Here is a 14,745-nt window from a genome sequence, read left to right as displayed (position 1 = left end):
GGTAGGGCTTTTTCATGGATCAGACGAGAGGTTTAGGCTCAGTCTCTTCCTTGGCTTGAGGCTGTTGCTGTGCAGCAACGGCTTCTTCGGCCTTTTCTTCGGTTACCGCTTCGGCAGGTGCGGCTTCAGTGCTGCTGGCAGCAGCCTGTTCAGCTTCCTGGCGACGACGCTCTTCTTCCTCGCGCTTGCGGCGACGAACTTCGCGTGGGTCGTTCGGTGCACGACCATTGCTGCTGACCGGCAGTGCTGGAGTTTCAGCGACTACGGCAGGAGCAGGCTCTGCTTGCGGTGCCGGCTCTGGCTCTGGCTCCACGGCTTGTGGTGCTGCTGCATAAGGAGCAGGCTCCTCCTGAACAAGCACAGGCTCGGCGGCTGGTGCAGGCACTGGCAGCTCGGTGGACTCGGTCGCTGGCACGTCTGCCGCAGCAGGCGCTTCTACCGCAACTTCCGGGGTCGGCTCTGGTGTCGGCGTGAACGGCACGACATTTTCAGCCTTTGGCGCTTCGAACAGTTCAGCCTGGGCCGCACGTACCGGGGCTTCGACTGCTGCTGGTTGCACTTCGACTTCAGGCGCTGCTTCGGCTTTTACAGCAGTTTCGGCAACAGGTGCTTCAACGGCCGGGGCCTCTACAACCTGAGCTTCGACTGGCTGGGCTTCGGTAGCAGGTGCTTCGACAACAGGTGCCGGTGCTTCTTCGGCAGTTGTCTCGGCAGGTGTTTCAGTGGTTGCGTTGGCGATTTCTGCCTGACGGTTGGCTTGCGCCTCGGCCGGAGCACTGATTACGCCAGCAGCGACCGCAGCAGTCACGACCTGAGCTGCATCGTCATTGCCTTCGTTTTCTTCGGAGCCTTCGATCACATTGCCGTTGGCGTCACGCTGACGCTCACGACGATTGCTGCGACGGCGCTGACCGCGGGAGCGACGACGAGGGCGTTCGCCTTCGCTGCCTTCCTGGTTCTCTTCGCTGGCCAGTTCTTCGTTGTTCAGCAACTCTTCTTCGCTGACCGCTGCTGCGGCCTGCTCTTCGCGTGGCTGACGCTCTTCACGAGGCTGGCGTGGCTGGCGTTCTTCACGTGGAGCGCGCTCAGGGCGTTCTTCACGGGCGGCGGCTGGCGCTGCATCCAGAGGTTCGCGCAGTTCACGTACCGGACGGTCTTCACGTGCTTCGCGTGGCTTGCGCTCACGAGGTGCGCGTTCTTCGCGTGGTGCGCGAGCCGGACGCTCTTCACGTGGAGCCGAATCGTCACGGACTTCACGAGGTTCGCGTGGAGCGCGCTCTTCACGAGGAGCACGTTCTTCGCGTGGGGCGCGCTCGGCACGCTCTTCGCGAGGTGCGCGTTCTTCACGCGGCTTGCGCTCTTCGTCGCGGCGGTTGTTGCGGCCACGGCTCTGTTGACGACCGTTGCGACGCTCTTCGTTGCGGGCAGGGCGCTCGGTGGCCGGTTTTTCCACGACAACCGGTGCAGCAGGCTCTTCCTTGGTGGCGAACAGGCTCACCAGGGATTTCACCAGGCCCTTGAACAGGCTTGGCTCGTGAGCGACAGGTGCTGCAACCGGAGCGGCAGCCTGGGCTGGAACCGGTGCGTTGGCGCGGGCTGGTGCGGTCTTGACCGCCGCTTCCTGGCGAACCAGGGTGCGGGTGGCAGCAGCTTGCGGTGCCATTTCTTCCACTTCGGCAGCGGCAGCGGCGATTTCGTAGCTGGTCTGGTTGTTGTGCGCTTCCGGGCTGTCATCGCGCAAACGCTGGACTTCGAAGTGCGGCGTTTCCAGATGATCGTTCGGCAGGATGATGATGCGGGCGCGAGTGCGCAGTTCGATCTTGGTGATCGAGTTGCGTTTTTCGTTGAGCAGGAAGGCCGCGACCGGGATCGGCACCTGGGCGCGTACTTCGGCAGTACGGTCTTTCAGGGCTTCTTCTTCGATCAGGCGCAGGATAGCCAGCGACAGGGACTCGACGTCACGGATGATGCCGGTGCCGTTGCAGCGCGGGCAGACGATGCCGCTGCTTTCACCCAGGGAAGGGCGCAGGCGCTGACGGGACATTTCCAGCAGACCGAAGCGCGAGATGCGACCGACCTGAACGCGGGCGCGGTCAGCTTCCAGGCTTTCGCGGACTTTCTCTTCCACGGCGCGCTGGTTCTTGGCAGGGGTCATGTCGATGAAGTCGATGACGATCAGGCCGCCGATGTCGCGCAGGCGCAACTGACGGGCGATTTCTTCGGCTGCTTCGAGGTTGGTCTGCAGGGCGGTTTCTTCGATGTCGCTGCCTTTGGTGGCGCGCGCCGAGTTGATGTCGATGGACACCAGGGCTTCGGTCGGATCGATGACGATGGAGCCGCCGGAAGGCAGTTCGACGACGCGCTGGAAGGCGGTTTCGATCTGGCTTTCGATCTGGAAGCGGTTGAACAGCGGAACGCTGTCTTCGTACAGCTTGATCTTGCTGGCGTACTGCGGCATCACCTGACGGATGAAGGTCAGGGCTTCTTCCTGGGCTTCGATGCTGTCGATCAGGACTTCACCGATGTCCTGGCGCAGGTAGTCGCGGATGGCGCGGATGATGACGTTGCTTTCCTGGTAGATCAGGAAGGGCGCGGCACGATCCTGGGACGCTTCCTTGATGGCGGTCCAGAGTTGCAGCAGGTAGTCGAGGTCCCACTGCATTTCTTCGCTGCTGCGGCCGAGGCCGGCAGTGCGAACGATCAGGCCCATGTCGGCAGGTGCGATCAGACCGTTGAGGGCTTCACGCAGTTCGTTGCGCTCTTCGCCTTCGATGCGGCGCGAAATGCCACCGGCACGCGGGTTGTTGGGCATCAGGACCAGATAGCGGCCAGCCAGGCTGATGAAGGTGGTCAGGGCTGCGCCCTTGTTGCCACGTTCTTCCTTTTCGACCTGGACGATGACTTCCTGGCCTTCGCTCAGGACGTCCTTGATGTTCACGCGGCCTTCAGGAGACTTCTTGAAGTATTCGCGGGAGATTTCCTTGAGGGGCAGGAAGCCGTGGCGCTCAGAGCCGAAATCGACAAAGGCAGCCTCCAGGCTTGGCTCGATGCGGGTGATCCGGCCTTTATAGATATTGGCCTTCTTCTGCTCGCGTGCACCGGACTCGATGTCCAGGTCGTAGAGGCGCTGGCCGTCTACCAGAGCAACACGCAACTCTTCGGGTTGAGTTGCGTTAATCAGCATTCTTTTCATGTAGTACCGTCGGTTTCCGGGCTGCCGGAAACGGCGTTCGGCACACACGACTTCTCACGGTCGGTGTCAGGGCGCGTCAAGAGTGTGTGGACACTCCATTGTCTAGCGATGTTCTCGATAAGGAATCGAAGAGTCGCGACGACGTTTCCTGTTTGCTGGGGTGACAAAAGGCACCCTTTACAGCAAAAACTTTGTCAGGAGGAGGAATCGACCATCGGTAGCGGACGAGATGAAGCGTCTAGAACAAGCCTTGTGCTACACAGTCCGATGGTTGTGCATCTCCACCCTACACGTATCCCTGATAATTCGGGTGCTGCCGTGCGCAGAATCCGCAGCGGGTTGGCATTTACCGCGAGCTTCTAGGGGAAGTTCGCGCATCATTGCTTGAGGCGTTGTTCCCGAAACATTCGCTCGTAGCGTCTGGAAGCGACTGCACTTTGTGAACTGGCCGTGAATTGTGCGCGCGGAAGGCGAGTGGTTGCTCTGCGATCTGGCGTGTTTCAGGCCTCATGTCACCTGCGCTCGTTACGTTTCCAGCGTGCTCCGTTGTCACCGAACGCCTCGTAGGACGGCCTCCCGTCCTCGTGAATTGCGTTGGTCAGGGCCGGTTGTCAACCGTTTGTCCGCTGTCCGGCCGCTTTTGGCGGCGTTCGCGACTATAGCAGCAATCATTAAGTGCTTCAAATCCATAAAAAATTGTTATGATTTGCCGCATGACGAATATTGCCCCCCCAACCCCCGGCGTTCAGCTGGTAGAGGTTGCCCCGGAACTTGCCGGTCAACGCATCGATAACTTTCTGATCACTTATCTCAAGGGTGTGCCCAAGACCTTGATTTACCGCATTTTGCGCAAAGGCGAAGTGCGTGTGAACAAGGGGCGGATCAAGCCCGAGTACAAGTTGCAGGCGGGCGACATCGTGCGCGTTCCGCCTGTGCGTGTGCCTGAGCGTGATGAGCCGGTACCGGTTGCACAAGGTCTTTTGCAGCGCCTCGAGGCGGCCATTGTCTATGAAGACAAGGCCCTGATCGTGCTCAACAAGCCGGCCGGCATTGCCGTGCATGGCGGTAGCGGCCTGAGTTTCGGTGTCATCGAAGCCTTTCGCCAGTTGCGGCCCGATGCCAAGGAGCTTGAGCTTGTACACAGGCTGGACCGCGACACTTCCGGTCTGCTGATGATCGCCAAGAAGCGCAGCATGTTGCGCCACCTGCACGCTGCCTTGCGTGGCGACGGTGTCGACAAACGCTACATGGCGCTGGTTCGCGGGCACTGGGCGACCGCCCAGAAACAGGTCAATGCGCCATTGCTCAAAAGCAACCTGCGTTCCGGTGAGCGCATGGTCGAGGTCAATGACGAAGGCAAGGAGGCCCTGACGATTTTCAAGGTCCTGCGCCGTTTCGGTGATTTCGCGACCATGGTCGAGGCCAAGCCTGTCACGGGGCGTACCCACCAGATTCGTGTTCACACATTGCATGCCGGGCATTCGATTGCCGGCGATACCAAGTATGGCGATGAAGATTTCAGTCGCGAGATTCGCGACCTGGGCGGCAAGCGCCTGTTCCTGCATGCCTATATGCTTACCGTGCCATTGCCAGATGGTGGCGAACTGAAGTTGCAGGCCCCGGTCGATGAGATGTGGGCCAAGACCGTGGAGCGTTTGAGTGCGTCGTGATTATGATCTGCTGATTTTCGATTGGGACGGTACGTTGGCCGATTCGGTCGGTCGTATCGTCCAGGCCATGCGTACGGCGGCAGAGCAGGGCGGTATGGAGGTTCGTGACGATCCGGCAATCAAGGGCATTATCGGCCTTGGCTTGCCGGAGGCGATTCGTACGCTCTACCCGCACATCACGCCGAGCGATCTGCTCGAGTTTCGCCAGCGCTATGCCGACAGCTACATGGAAATGGACAAGGTGCCGTCGCCTCTGTTTGCCGGTGTGCGCGAGTCCATCGAGGCCTTTCGCGAGGAGGGCTATCGCATTGCCGTTGCCACGGGCAAGGCGCGTCGCGGTCTTGATCGGGTCCTGAAGTCCAATGACTGGCTGGATTACTTCGATATCACCCGGGCTGCCGACGAAACCGCCAGCAAGCCTGACCCGTTGATGTTGCATGAGATCATGGCTCATTGTGGCGTGAGTCCCGAGCGCTCGCTGATGGTAGGTGATTCGTCCTTCGATCTGCTGATGGCACGTAACGCTGGCATGGATTCGGTGGCGGTCGGTTATGGTGCTCAGTCCATGGCTTCGTTGCGCGAATTTCAGCCGCGCCTGTCCATTGATAATTTTCCTGAGTTGCGCACCTGGTTGAGTGGGCGTGGCGTTTAGTCTTTGCGGTTGGAGTGAGTGAGATATGTCTGACGAATGGAAAGCGCCTGCCTCGCAAAAAGCGGATGACGCCGCTGGCAAGGAAGATGCAAAAAGCTGGAAGCTGCTGGAGAAGACGCTGCTGGCGGGTGTTCAGGAGCAGCGTCGAGCGCGTCGCTGGGGCATCTTCTTCAAATTTCTGACCTTTGCCTATCTGTTCAGCATGTTGCTGCTGTTCACGCCGCTGCTGGATATGGAAAAAAGCGCTTCGCGCAGCGCAAGCCACACCGCACTGATCGAAGTGCAGGGCATGATCGCGGACAAGGAGCCGGCCAGTGCCGACAATATTGTCGGCAGCCTGCGCACCGCTTTTGAGGACTCCAAGACCAGGGGCGTGATCCTGCGCATCAACAGCCCGGGCGGCAGTCCTGTGCAGTCGGGTTATGTCTATGACGAAATCCGTCGTCTGCGCGCCGAGAAGCCGAATATCAAGGTGTATGCGGTGATTACCGATCTGGGTGCTTCGGGTGCCTATTACATTGCCAGTGCCGCTGACCAGATTTACGCCGACAAGGCCAGTCTGGTGGGCTCCATTGGTGTGACGGCAGCCGGTTTCGGTTTTGTCGGGACCATGGAAAAGCTGGGTGTGGATCGTCGGACCTATACCTCGGGCGAGCACAAGGCGTTTCTTGATCCGTTCCAGCCACAGAAAGCTGACGAAACGCAGTTCTGGCAGAGCGTGCTGGACACGACGCATCGTCAGTTCATTGCCAGCGTCAAGCAGGGTCGTGGCGATCGCCTGAAGGACAAGGATCATCCCGAGCTGTTCTCGGGGCTGGTCTGGACCGGCGAGCAGGCACTGGCGCTGGGTCTGATCGACGGCCTCGGCAGTTCCAGCTATGTAGCGCGTGAAGTGATTGGTGAGAAGGAGATCGTCGACTACACCATTCAGGAGTCACCTTTTGACCGGTTCTCCAAGAAGCTGGGCGCCAGTATCGCGGAGCGGATTGCAATGTGGGCTGGCTTCAACGGGCCGACGTTGCGCTGATCCCTGGTTTACCAAGCAACCCGACCACTGGTCGTAATGTTGATCGGTTAAGGTCAGACAAGACTTGTGGGAGGCAGCTTGCTGGCGAAAAGACCTGAAAACTGACAGATATTCTGCGTCTGTCCGTTAAAGTCGCCAGCAAGCTGCCTCCCACAAAGTGATTTGTCGCCTTGGCTGACCGGTATTAGGTCTGTGGTCGGGTTGTCTGTTTCTGGCATCAGGGAATGCTCACGCCTTCATTTATAAGCATGTCCACCAGACGAATCAGTGGCAGGCCGATCAGGCTGGTGGCGTCGCTGCCCTCGGTGCTGCGAAACAGGCTCACCCCAAGCCCTTCGGCCTTGAAGCTGCCTGCGCAGTCGAAAGGTTGTTCGGCGTGCAGGTAACGCTCGATGCTGGCCTGGTCCAGATTGCGCATGTGGACGCTGAAGGGCACGTAGTCGATCTGGCAGTGGCCGGTTCTGCTGTTGAGCAGGGCCAGGCCTGTCAGGAAGGTGACGGTGGTACCGCTGGCGGCTGACAGTTGTTCCAGAGCGCGCTCGAAGGTGTGAGGCTTGCCCAGAATCCGGTCGCCGAGTACGGCAACCTGGTCGGAGCCGATGATCAGGTGGTCCTGATATTCGCTGGCAAGTGCCTGTGCCTTTTCCCGGGCGAGACGCTGCACAAGGTCGATTGCGCTCTCTTCTGGGTGACGGCTTTCGTCGATATCCGGCGATTTGCAGACGAATGGCAGGCGCAGGCGACCCAGCAGTTCACGGCGATAAGGGGAGCTGGAGGCGAGAAGCAGGGATGGCATACGGTTCTCCTTGGGCTGAGCGTCGATTCTAATGAGAGGCCTGAGTTGCGAACAGGCCTGAATTTCCTTTGACATGCCAAGGGGGCATCCCTAGAATGCTGCGCCTATGTTGAATGACCCGATTCCACCTCACGTTGACCCGCGCAAATTGGCTGATCGTGGCACTACCCTTCAAGGTGAAGTGCTTCTGGCCGATTTGGAGAGACTCTGCGACCCGCTTTCCGACGATGTCGGTACGGTGCAGGCTAAATTCGTTTTTGAGCGTGACGAGCGCCGGTCTGTGGTTATCCACAGTTCCATCGACGTCTCGGTCAAGATGGTTTGCCAGCGTTGTCTTGAGCTGGTCACCCTGCCGATCCACAGCGAGTGCAGTTACGCGGTGGTGAAGGAGGGTGCGAATACCCAGTCGTTACCGAAAGGTTATGACGTGCTGGAACTGGGCGAAGATCCATTGGATCTGCTGGCATTGATCGAGGAGGAGCTTTTGCTCGCCTTGCCGATTGTGCCTGCTCATCATCCGGAAGAATGCCAGCAACCGGCGGGTCTCGATGAGCCCGAACCGAGCGTGGACGAGGTAACGCGGTCCAACCCGTTCAGTGTATTGGCGCAGTTAAAGCGTGACCCAAACGTTTAGGAGTTAATCATTATGGCTGTTCAGCAGAACAAAAAATCCCGCTCTGCCCGTGACATGCGTCGTTCGCACGACGCTCTTGAGGCAAGCACTCTGTCCGTAGAAAAGACCACTGGTGAAGTTCACCTGCGTCACCACGTATCGCCAGAAGGCGTATACCGTGGCCGTAAAGTGATCGACAAGGGCGCTGACGAGTAATTTCTTGTCCGCTCCGATCATTGCGATCGACGCAATGGGCGGGGACTTCGGTCCCCGCAACATTGTTCAGGCAAGCCTCGCGTGCCTGACTGCTACGCCCTCGCTTCATCTGGCCCTTGTCGGCCAAGCTCCCTTGATTGAAGAACTGATCGCCCGCCATTCCGGTGTGGATCGCTCGCGCCTGCATATTGTTCATGCAAGTGAAGTGGTCACCATGGATGAGCGTCCGTCCCAGGCATTGCGTGGCAAGCCTGATTCCTCGATGCGCGTGGCCCTCGGACTTGTGGCTGACGGTCAGGCTCAGGCCTGTGTCAGTGCAGGCAATACCGGTGCATTGATGGCGTTGTCGCGTCTTGTGCTCAAGACCTTGCCGGGTATCGACAGGCCGGCAATGGTCGCCGCCATTCCCACGCGCAGCGGCTATTGTCAGTTGCTGGATCTGGGGGCCAATGTCGATTGTTCGGCCGAGGCTCTCTATCAGTTCGCGGTCATGGGTGCGGTCACGGCGGAGGCGCTCGGGGTTGTGAATCCCAGGGTTGCCTTGCTCAATGTCGGCACCGAGGACATCAAGGGCAATCAGCAGGTGAAGCAGGCTGCCGTCTTGTTGCAGGCAGCCAGAGGAATCAACTACATCGGTTTCGTCGAGGGTGATGGCCTGTATCGCGGCGAGGCGGATGTGGTGGTCTGTGACGGTTTTGTCGGCAATGTGCTGCTCAAGTCCAGCGAAGGGCTGGCGACCATGATTGTTGCGCGAATGGATGAGCTGTTCAGGCGCAATCTGATGGCCAAGGCGGTCGGGGTTCTGGCGATGCCCTTGTTGAGGCGTCTGCAGGCCGAGCTGGCGCCTGCAAGGCACAACGGCGCAAGCCTGCTGGGTTTGCAGGGCATTGTGGTCAAGAGTCATGGTTCGGCGAGCGCCCAGGGGTTCGAGAGTGCGATCCGGCGGGCGCTGATCGAGGTTCGGGAAAACCTGCCGCAACGCCTGCGCGGGCGGCTTGAAGTGTTACTGCAAAGTAGTGATTCCTGAAAATGTGACGCAATTGACTGGCCAGTCATCCAAACGTGCAGTCATGCAAATTTGAATTCCTGCGTTCGGCATGCCCGGACGCCTATTTTCGACGACAACAATTCAGGGGCCTGTTACATGTCTGCATCCCTCGCATTCGTCTTTCCGGGTCAAGGATCGCAATCGCTCGGCATGCTCGCCGAGCAGGGCGCACAGCATCCGTTGATCCTCGACACTTTTGAACAGGCATCCGATGCCCTGGGCTATGACCTCTGGGCACTGACCCAGCAAGGTCCGGTCGAGTCTCTCAACCAGACCGACAAGACCCAGCCTGCCATTCTGACGGCGTCCATTGCCCTGTGGCATGTGTGGCTGGCCGAAGGTGGTGCGGTTCCGGCGTTCGTGGCCGGTCACAGCCTGGGCGAATACAGTGCACTGGTTGCTGCGCAGAGCCTCAGTCTTGCCGATGCGGTCAAGCTGGTGGAGCGTCGCGGCCAACTGATGCAGGAAGCGGTTCCGGCCGGTCAGGGCGGCATGGCTGCCATCCTGGGTCTGGACGATGCCGATGTCATCGCTGCCTGCGCCGAAGCTGCGCAGGGCGAAGTGGTCAGTGCCGTGAATTTCAACTCGCCGGGCCAGGTCGTCATTGCCGGTGCCGCCGAGGCTGTGAAGCGTGCAATGGAGCTGTGCAAGGCCCGTGGCGCAAAACGTGCATTGCCTTTGCCGGTCAGCGTTCCTTCCCACTGTGAGCTGATGCGTCCGGCGGCCGAGCGCTTTGCCGAGTCCATCGAGGCTATCGAGTGGCAAGCGCCTGTCATATCGCTGGTGCAGAATGTCAGCGCCGCTGCCGTGAACGATCTGGCTACGCTCAAGCGCGATCTGCTGGAGCAGTTGTACAAGCCGGTACGCTGGGTGGAATCCATCCAGAGCCTGGCGAGCCATGGTGCGACCCAGTTGGTGGAATGTGGGCCGGGCAAGGTATTGGCTGGTCTGAACAAGCGTTGCGCCGAAGGCGTGATTACCTACAACCTGGATACCCCGGACGCCTTTGCCGCCGCTCGTGCGGCACTGGCCTGATTAGGAGAAGCTTGCATGAGCCTGCAAGGTAAAGTTGCACTGGTGACTGGCGCCAGTCGTGGAATTGGTCAAGCCATTGCCCTGGAATTGGGCCGCAATGGTGCAGTCGTTGTGGGTACCGCGACCTCTGAGTCCGGTGCCGAGCGCATCTCTGCTACATTCAAGGAAAACGGCATCGAAGGCTTCGGCCTGGCGCTGGATGTGTGCAATGCCGAGTCCGTGGATTCGGTGCTGTCCACCATTCAGGAGCGTGTCGGTGCGCCGCTGATTCTGGTGAACAATGCCGGTATTACCCGGGACAACCTGATGATGCGCATGAAAGATGACGAATGGCATGATGTAGTAAACACCAACCTGAACAGTCTGTTCCGCCTGTCCAAGGGCGTATTGCGTGGCATGACCAAGGCGCGTTGGGGTCGTATCATCAGCATTGGTTCGGTTGTCGGTGCCATGGGCAACGCAGGTCAAGTAAACTACGCATCTGCCAAGGCTGGTCTGGAAGGTTTCAGCCGTGCACTGGCTCGTGAAGTGGGCTCCCGTGCCGTGACCGTGAACTCGGTGGCACCAGGCTTCATCGATACAGACATGACGCGCGAGCTGCCTGAAGCTCAGCGTCAATCCCTGATCACGCAGATCCCTCTGGGGCGTCTGGGTCAGGCTGAAGAAATTGCACATGTTGTCGCTTTTCTTGCGTCGGAAGGCGCAGGCTACGTTACCGGGGCTACAATCCCGGTCAACGGCGGGATGTACATGAGCTGAGAGTGGATGTTCGTTTCAAAAAGTGTCATGCGAGCTGTCTAAAATCCGTTGTAAAACTGCAATCTACAAATAGGCAATTGGCGGGTGAGGTTCGGTGGAGGAGCGTGAAGCTTGAAATCAGCAAAACCTCTTCTATACACTTACCCTCTGGCCAGATGCCTGAATATTTCCACTAGGAGTTAAAACTAGGTATGAGCACCATCGAAGAGCGCGTCAAGAAAATCGTTGCCGAGCAACTTGGCGTCAAGGAAGAAGAAGTCGTTAACACCGCTTCCTTTGTTGAAGACCTGGGTGCTGACTCCCTGGACACCGTTGAGCTGGTAATGGCTCTGGAAGAGGAATTCGAGACCGAAATCCCTGACGAAGAAGCGGAAAAGATCACCACCGTTCAAGCTGCTATCGATTACGTCAACAGCCACCAGGGCTAAGACTTTGTAATCGTTGTTGCTGTGATGTGAAAACCGCACTGCTCTTACCGGCGTGCGGTTTTTTCTTTGAAAAAGCGATGTTTTGTCAACAATAGAGAAGGAGAGTCCTGTGTCGCGTAGACGCGTCGTGGTCACCGGGATGGGCATGCTTTCGCCATTGGGCAATGATGTGCCCAGCAGTTGGCAAGGGATTCTGGCGGGCCGTAGTGGCATCGGCCTTATCGAGCACACTGACCTTTCGGCCTTCACCACCCGCTTCGGTGGTTCGGTCAAAGGCTTCAATGTCGAAGAATACCTGGCGCCGAAGGAAGCGCGTCGGCTCGATCTCTTTATTCAATACGGTCTGGCAGCCAGCTTTCAGGCTGTGCGCAATGCGGGTCTTGAGGTCACGGATGCCAACCGCGAGCGCATTGGCGTTGCCATGGGGTCGGGTATCGGTGGTCTGACCAACATCGAAAACAGCAGTCGTCTGCTGCACGAGCAAGGGCCAGGGCGGATTTCTCCGTTTTTCGTGCCGGGCTCGATCATCAATATGATTTCCGGGTTCCTGTCCATCCATTTGGGGGCACAGGGTCCTAACTACTCCATCGCCACGGCGTGTACCACCGCGACTCATTGCATCGGCATGGCTGCGCGCAATATTGCCTATGACGAAGCTGACGTCATGATCGCCGGTGGCGCCGAAATGGCAGCCTGTGGTCTGGGCATGGGTGGTTTCGGTGCGGCGCGTGCATTGTCTACCCGCAACGACGACCCTGCACGTGCCAGTCGTCCGTGGGACAAGGGGCGTGACGGTTTCGTGCTCTCCGATGGCGCAGGCGCTCTGGTGCTCGAAGAGCTCGAACACGCCAAGGCGCGTGGCGCGACCATCTATGCCGAGCTGGTTGGCTTCGGCATGAGCGGTGATGCCTATCACATGACTTCGCCACCCGAGGATGGTGCCGGTGCTGCACGTTGTATCGTCAATGCGCTGCGTGATGCGAAGCTCAATGTCGAGCAGGTCCAGTACATCAACGCTCATGGCACATCGACGCCAGCGGGCGACCTGGCTGAAGCCTCGGCGATCAAGTCGGTGTTCGGCGATCACGCCTACAAACTGGCGGTCAGCTCCACCAAGTCCATGACCGGTCACCTGCTGGGTGCCGCGGGCGCGGTCGAGGCGATTTTCAGTGTCCTGGCGATTGCCGATCAGGTCGCGCCACCGACCATCAACCTGGATGAGCCGGGCGAAGGCTGCGATCTGGACTTCGTGCCTCATGAGGCACGTCGCATGCCGATCGATGTTGCAATCTCCAACTCCTTCGGATTTGGCGGTACCAATGGCTCGCTGGTGTTCCGTCGGTTCGGCGAGTGATGCTCGCCTGGGTTGACGGTTGCCCCGAAGATTCTCTGTCCCTCAGGGACAGAGGTCTGGCTTATGGCGATGGAGTGTTTGAAACCATCGCCGTCAGCAAGGGCCAGCCAGTGCTGTTCGAGCGACATCTGCAGCGTCTTGAAACATCCTGTGACCGTTTGGCCATTCCTGTCGATCATGTGCTGCTTCGTACTGAAATGAGCCGCTTCGCCGCGCAACTGGGCGACGGAGTCATGAAGCTGATCCTGACCCGCGGCGACAGCCAGCGCGGTTATGCACCAGCCCCCGATACACAGTCGCGACGCATTCTGCAGGGCTCTGCGGCTCCCGCGTACCCATCGGCCCATGCCGAGCAGGGCGTACGTCTTTTCCCCTGCAAGACCCGTCTGGCCGAGCAGCCGCTGCTGGCCGGCATCAAGCATCTGAACCGCCTGGAGCAAGTGCTGGCCCGCTCCGAGTGGCAGGACAGCGAACATGCCGAAGGCCTGATGTGCGATACCTCCGGTCGCGTGATCGAAGGTGTCTACAGCAATCTGTTTCTGGTTCGCGAGGGTGTCCTGCTGACGGCTGACCTGAGTCGTTGCGGTGTAGCGGGCGTGATGCGTGCCGAGTTGCTGGATCAGGCACGAAATCAGGGTATTGCTGTCGATATCCGTGACCTGCACTTGTCCGACCTTGAACAGGCGGATGAGCTGTTTCTGTGCAATAGCGTTTATGGCGTGTGGCCGGTGCGTGGCTTTTCAAGGCTGAACTGGCCGGTTGGTCCGCTCACCCGTAAACTGCAAGATATTGCTCGAGCACTTCTGGATAACTGATTCGTGATCCGAAAAATACTGGTGTTGCTGGAAATCGCTGTAGTCCTGGCAGGGCTGACGCTGGGCTTTGCCTGGTGGAAGCAGCGGGAAGCGTTGAACCAGCCTCTGAATGTCACTCAGGAACAACTGCTGGACGTACCTGCCGGATCGTCGCCTTCCCTGGTGCTCAATCGCCTTGAGAATGACGGCGTGATCAAGGACGCCTTCTGGTTGCGTGTTTACTGGCGTTTCAATCTGGCCGAACAGCCGCTGCACAGTGGCGAATACCGCATGACGCCGGGCATGGACGTACAAGCCCTGTTTGGTGTCTGGAAGCGCAAGGAAGTCGTGCAGTACAGCCTGACGCTGGTGGAAGGCTGGAACTTTCGTCAGGTGCGCGCCGCATTGGCCAAACAGCCCAAGCTCGAACAGACCCTGGCCGGGTTGAGCGACAAGGACTTGATGGGCAAGCTCGGGCATCCCGATGTCTTCCCTGAAGGCCGCTTTTTTCCCGACACCTATCGCTATGTGCGCGGCATGAGCGACGCCGATCTGCTCAAACAGGCCTACAACCGTCTGCAAGACGTGCTGGAGGAGGAGTGGAGCAAGCGGGCTGCGGATTTGCCTTACAAGGATCCTTACGAGGCCTTGATCATGGCTTCGCTGGTGGAAAAGGAAACCGGCGTGCCTCGCGAGCGTGGTGAAATTGCCGGTGTATTTGTCCGCCGTCTGGGATTGGGCATGATGCTGCAGACCGATCCGACGGTGATCTACGGCATGGGCGAGCGCTACAACGGCAAGCTGACCCGCGCCAATCTCAAAGAGGCGACGCCTTACAACACCTACGTCATTTCCGGCCTGCCGCCGACACCGATTGCTCTGGCCGGGCGCGAAGCCATCAATGCGGCCCTCAACCCCGTATCGGGCACCAGCCTGTACTTCGTGGCGAAAGGGGATGGCAGCCATGTGTTCTCCGACGATCTGGATGCCCATAATGCCGCGGTGCGCGAATACCAGCTCAAGCGCCGTGCAGATTACCGATCCAGCCCGGCACCGACTCCGGTAGCACCTGCCGGATCCGGCTCGACTCCCACAGAGTCTGAACCCGCGGCTGCGCCCGATGCGCCGCCCGGCGATTCAGCCTCGCAATGAAAACAACT

14 protein-coding genes are annotated in these 14,745 nt (G+C 59.2%); 12 read left to right on the top strand and 2 right to left on the bottom strand.

The features are described 5' to 3' along the window. Positions 1-19 precede the first annotated feature (19 nt). Positions 20-3,184 carry a ribonuclease E gene (gene rne, locus KQP88_RS16545; protein ID WP_216703640.1) on the bottom strand — a complete coding sequence of 1,055 codons (3,165 nt, stop codon included), beginning with the start codon at positions 3,182-3,184 and terminating at the stop codon, positions 20-22. Positions 3,185-3,906: 722 nt separating this feature from the next. On the opposite strand from rne, the gene rluC reads away from it, so the two are divergent. Genes rluC through KQP88_RS16530 form a run of 3 tightly spaced genes read left to right on the top strand, consistent with a single transcriptional unit; the run spans position 3,907 to position 6,542 of the window. Next, a complete protein-coding gene (rluC, locus tag KQP88_RS16540; protein WP_025261016.1) occupies positions 3,907-4,863 on the top strand; it encodes a 23S rRNA pseudouridine(955/2504/2580) synthase RluC in 957 nt (318 codons plus the stop codon). Beyond that, positions 4,853-5,515, top strand: a complete 663-nt coding sequence (locus tag KQP88_RS16535) for an HAD-IA family hydrolase (RefSeq protein ID WP_216703639.1) — start codon at positions 4,853-4,855, stop codon at positions 5,513-5,515. Before rluC ends, KQP88_RS16535 begins: the two co-directional genes overlap by 11 nt. Before the next feature lie 25 nt (positions 5,516-5,540). Further along, positions 5,541-6,542, top strand: a complete 1,002-nt coding sequence (locus KQP88_RS16530; RefSeq protein WP_216703638.1) for a S49 family peptidase — start codon at positions 5,541-5,543, stop codon at positions 6,540-6,542. Positions 6,543-6,759: 217 nt separating this feature from the next. Here KQP88_RS16530 and KQP88_RS16525 read toward each other — a convergent pair whose 3' ends face one another. Beyond that, entirely contained in the window at positions 6,760-7,338 is a 579-nt protein-coding gene (locus tag KQP88_RS16525) for a Maf family protein (protein ID WP_216703637.1), read from the bottom strand. A gap of 106 nt (positions 7,339-7,444) precedes the next feature. Here KQP88_RS16525 and KQP88_RS16520 point away from each other — a divergent pair, with 106 nt between their 5' ends. The 9 genes from KQP88_RS16520 to mltG all read left to right on the top strand — a co-directional run bounded on the left by KQP88_RS16520 (position 7,445) and on the right by mltG (position 14,737). Further along, complete coding sequence (locus tag KQP88_RS16520; protein WP_025261012.1) at positions 7,445-7,972, top strand: YceD family protein; 528 nt, start codon at positions 7,445-7,447, stop codon at positions 7,970-7,972. A gap of 12 nt (positions 7,973-7,984) precedes the next feature. After that, positions 7,985-8,167 (top strand): 50S ribosomal protein L32, encoded by a 183-nt coding sequence (gene rpmF, locus KQP88_RS16515; protein ID WP_003179396.1) that lies wholly within the window; start codon positions 7,985-7,987, stop codon positions 8,165-8,167. A gap of 4 nt (positions 8,168-8,171) precedes the next feature. Further along, positions 8,172-9,194 (top strand): phosphate acyltransferase PlsX, encoded by a 1,023-nt coding sequence (gene plsX, locus KQP88_RS16510; protein WP_216703636.1) that lies wholly within the window; start codon positions 8,172-8,174, stop codon positions 9,192-9,194. Between the two features lie 117 nt (positions 9,195-9,311). Further along, complete coding sequence (gene fabD / locus KQP88_RS16505) at positions 9,312-10,250, top strand: ACP S-malonyltransferase (protein ID WP_038399950.1); 939 nt, start codon at positions 9,312-9,314, stop codon at positions 10,248-10,250. 15 nt (positions 10,251-10,265) lie between these two features. Continuing rightward, complete coding sequence (gene fabG, locus KQP88_RS16500) at positions 10,266-11,009, top strand: 3-oxoacyl-ACP reductase FabG (RefSeq protein WP_025261009.1); 744 nt, start codon at positions 10,266-10,268, stop codon at positions 11,007-11,009. A 191-nt stretch (positions 11,010-11,200) separates the two neighbouring features. Next, positions 11,201-11,437, top strand: coding sequence for an acyl carrier protein (gene acpP / locus KQP88_RS16495; RefSeq protein ID WP_025261008.1), 237 nt, complete (start codon positions 11,201-11,203; stop codon positions 11,435-11,437). Positions 11,438-11,546: 109 nt separating this feature from the next. After that, a complete protein-coding gene (fabF, locus tag KQP88_RS16490) occupies positions 11,547-12,791 on the top strand; it encodes a beta-ketoacyl-ACP synthase II (RefSeq protein ID WP_200992461.1) in 1,245 nt (414 codons plus the stop codon). Beyond that, positions 12,791-13,606, top strand: a complete 816-nt coding sequence (gene pabC, locus KQP88_RS16485; RefSeq protein ID WP_216703635.1) for an aminodeoxychorismate lyase — start codon at positions 12,791-12,793, stop codon at positions 13,604-13,606. The genes fabF and pabC overlap by 1 nt, the downstream gene beginning before the upstream one ends. Before the next feature lie 3 nt (positions 13,607-13,609). Next, the gene (mltG, locus tag KQP88_RS16480; RefSeq protein WP_216703634.1) at positions 13,610-14,737 is read left to right on the top strand and encodes an endolytic transglycosylase MltG; all 1,128 of its coding nucleotides are present in this window, start codon (positions 13,610-13,612) and stop codon (positions 14,735-14,737) included. Positions 14,738-14,745 lie beyond the last annotated feature (8 nt).

The sequence above is a fragment of the Pseudomonas lijiangensis genome, from assembly GCF_018968705.1.
Taxonomy (GTDB): domain Bacteria; phylum Pseudomonadota; class Gammaproteobacteria; order Pseudomonadales; family Pseudomonadaceae; genus Aquipseudomonas; species Aquipseudomonas lijiangensis.
The sequence above is the reverse complement of the archived record's forward strand: the minus strand, read 5'-3'. Positions and strand labels throughout refer to the sequence as shown.

What these genes read in the sequence shown, in the direction of transcription:
- rne (WP_216703640.1), bottom strand. Translation starts at nt 3,184, where the DNA reads ATGCTGATTAACGCAACTCAACCCGAAGAGTTGCGTGTTGCTCTGGTA.
- rluC (WP_025261016.1), top strand. Translation starts at nt 3,907, where the DNA reads ATGACGAATATTGCCCCCCCAACCCCCGGCGTTCAGCTGGTAGAGGTT.
- KQP88_RS16530 (WP_216703638.1), top strand. Translation starts at nt 5,541, where the DNA reads ATGTCTGACGAATGGAAAGCGCCTGCCTCGCAAAAAGCGGATGACGCC.
- KQP88_RS16525 (WP_216703637.1), bottom strand. Translation starts at nt 7,338, where the DNA reads ATGCCATCCCTGCTTCTCGCCTCCAGCTCCCCTTATCGCCGTGAACTG.
- KQP88_RS16520 (WP_025261012.1), top strand. Translation starts at nt 7,445, where the DNA reads ATGTTGAATGACCCGATTCCACCTCACGTTGACCCGCGCAAATTGGCT.
- rpmF (WP_003179396.1), top strand. Translation starts at nt 7,985, where the DNA reads ATGGCTGTTCAGCAGAACAAAAAATCCCGCTCTGCCCGTGACATGCGT.
- fabD (WP_038399950.1), top strand. Translation starts at nt 9,312, where the DNA reads ATGTCTGCATCCCTCGCATTCGTCTTTCCGGGTCAAGGATCGCAATCG.
- fabG (WP_025261009.1), top strand. Translation starts at nt 10,266, where the DNA reads ATGAGCCTGCAAGGTAAAGTTGCACTGGTGACTGGCGCCAGTCGTGGA.
- acpP (WP_025261008.1), top strand. Translation starts at nt 11,201, where the DNA reads ATGAGCACCATCGAAGAGCGCGTCAAGAAAATCGTTGCCGAGCAACTT.
- pabC (WP_216703635.1), top strand. Translation starts at nt 12,791, where the DNA reads ATGCTCGCCTGGGTTGACGGTTGCCCCGAAGATTCTCTGTCCCTCAGG.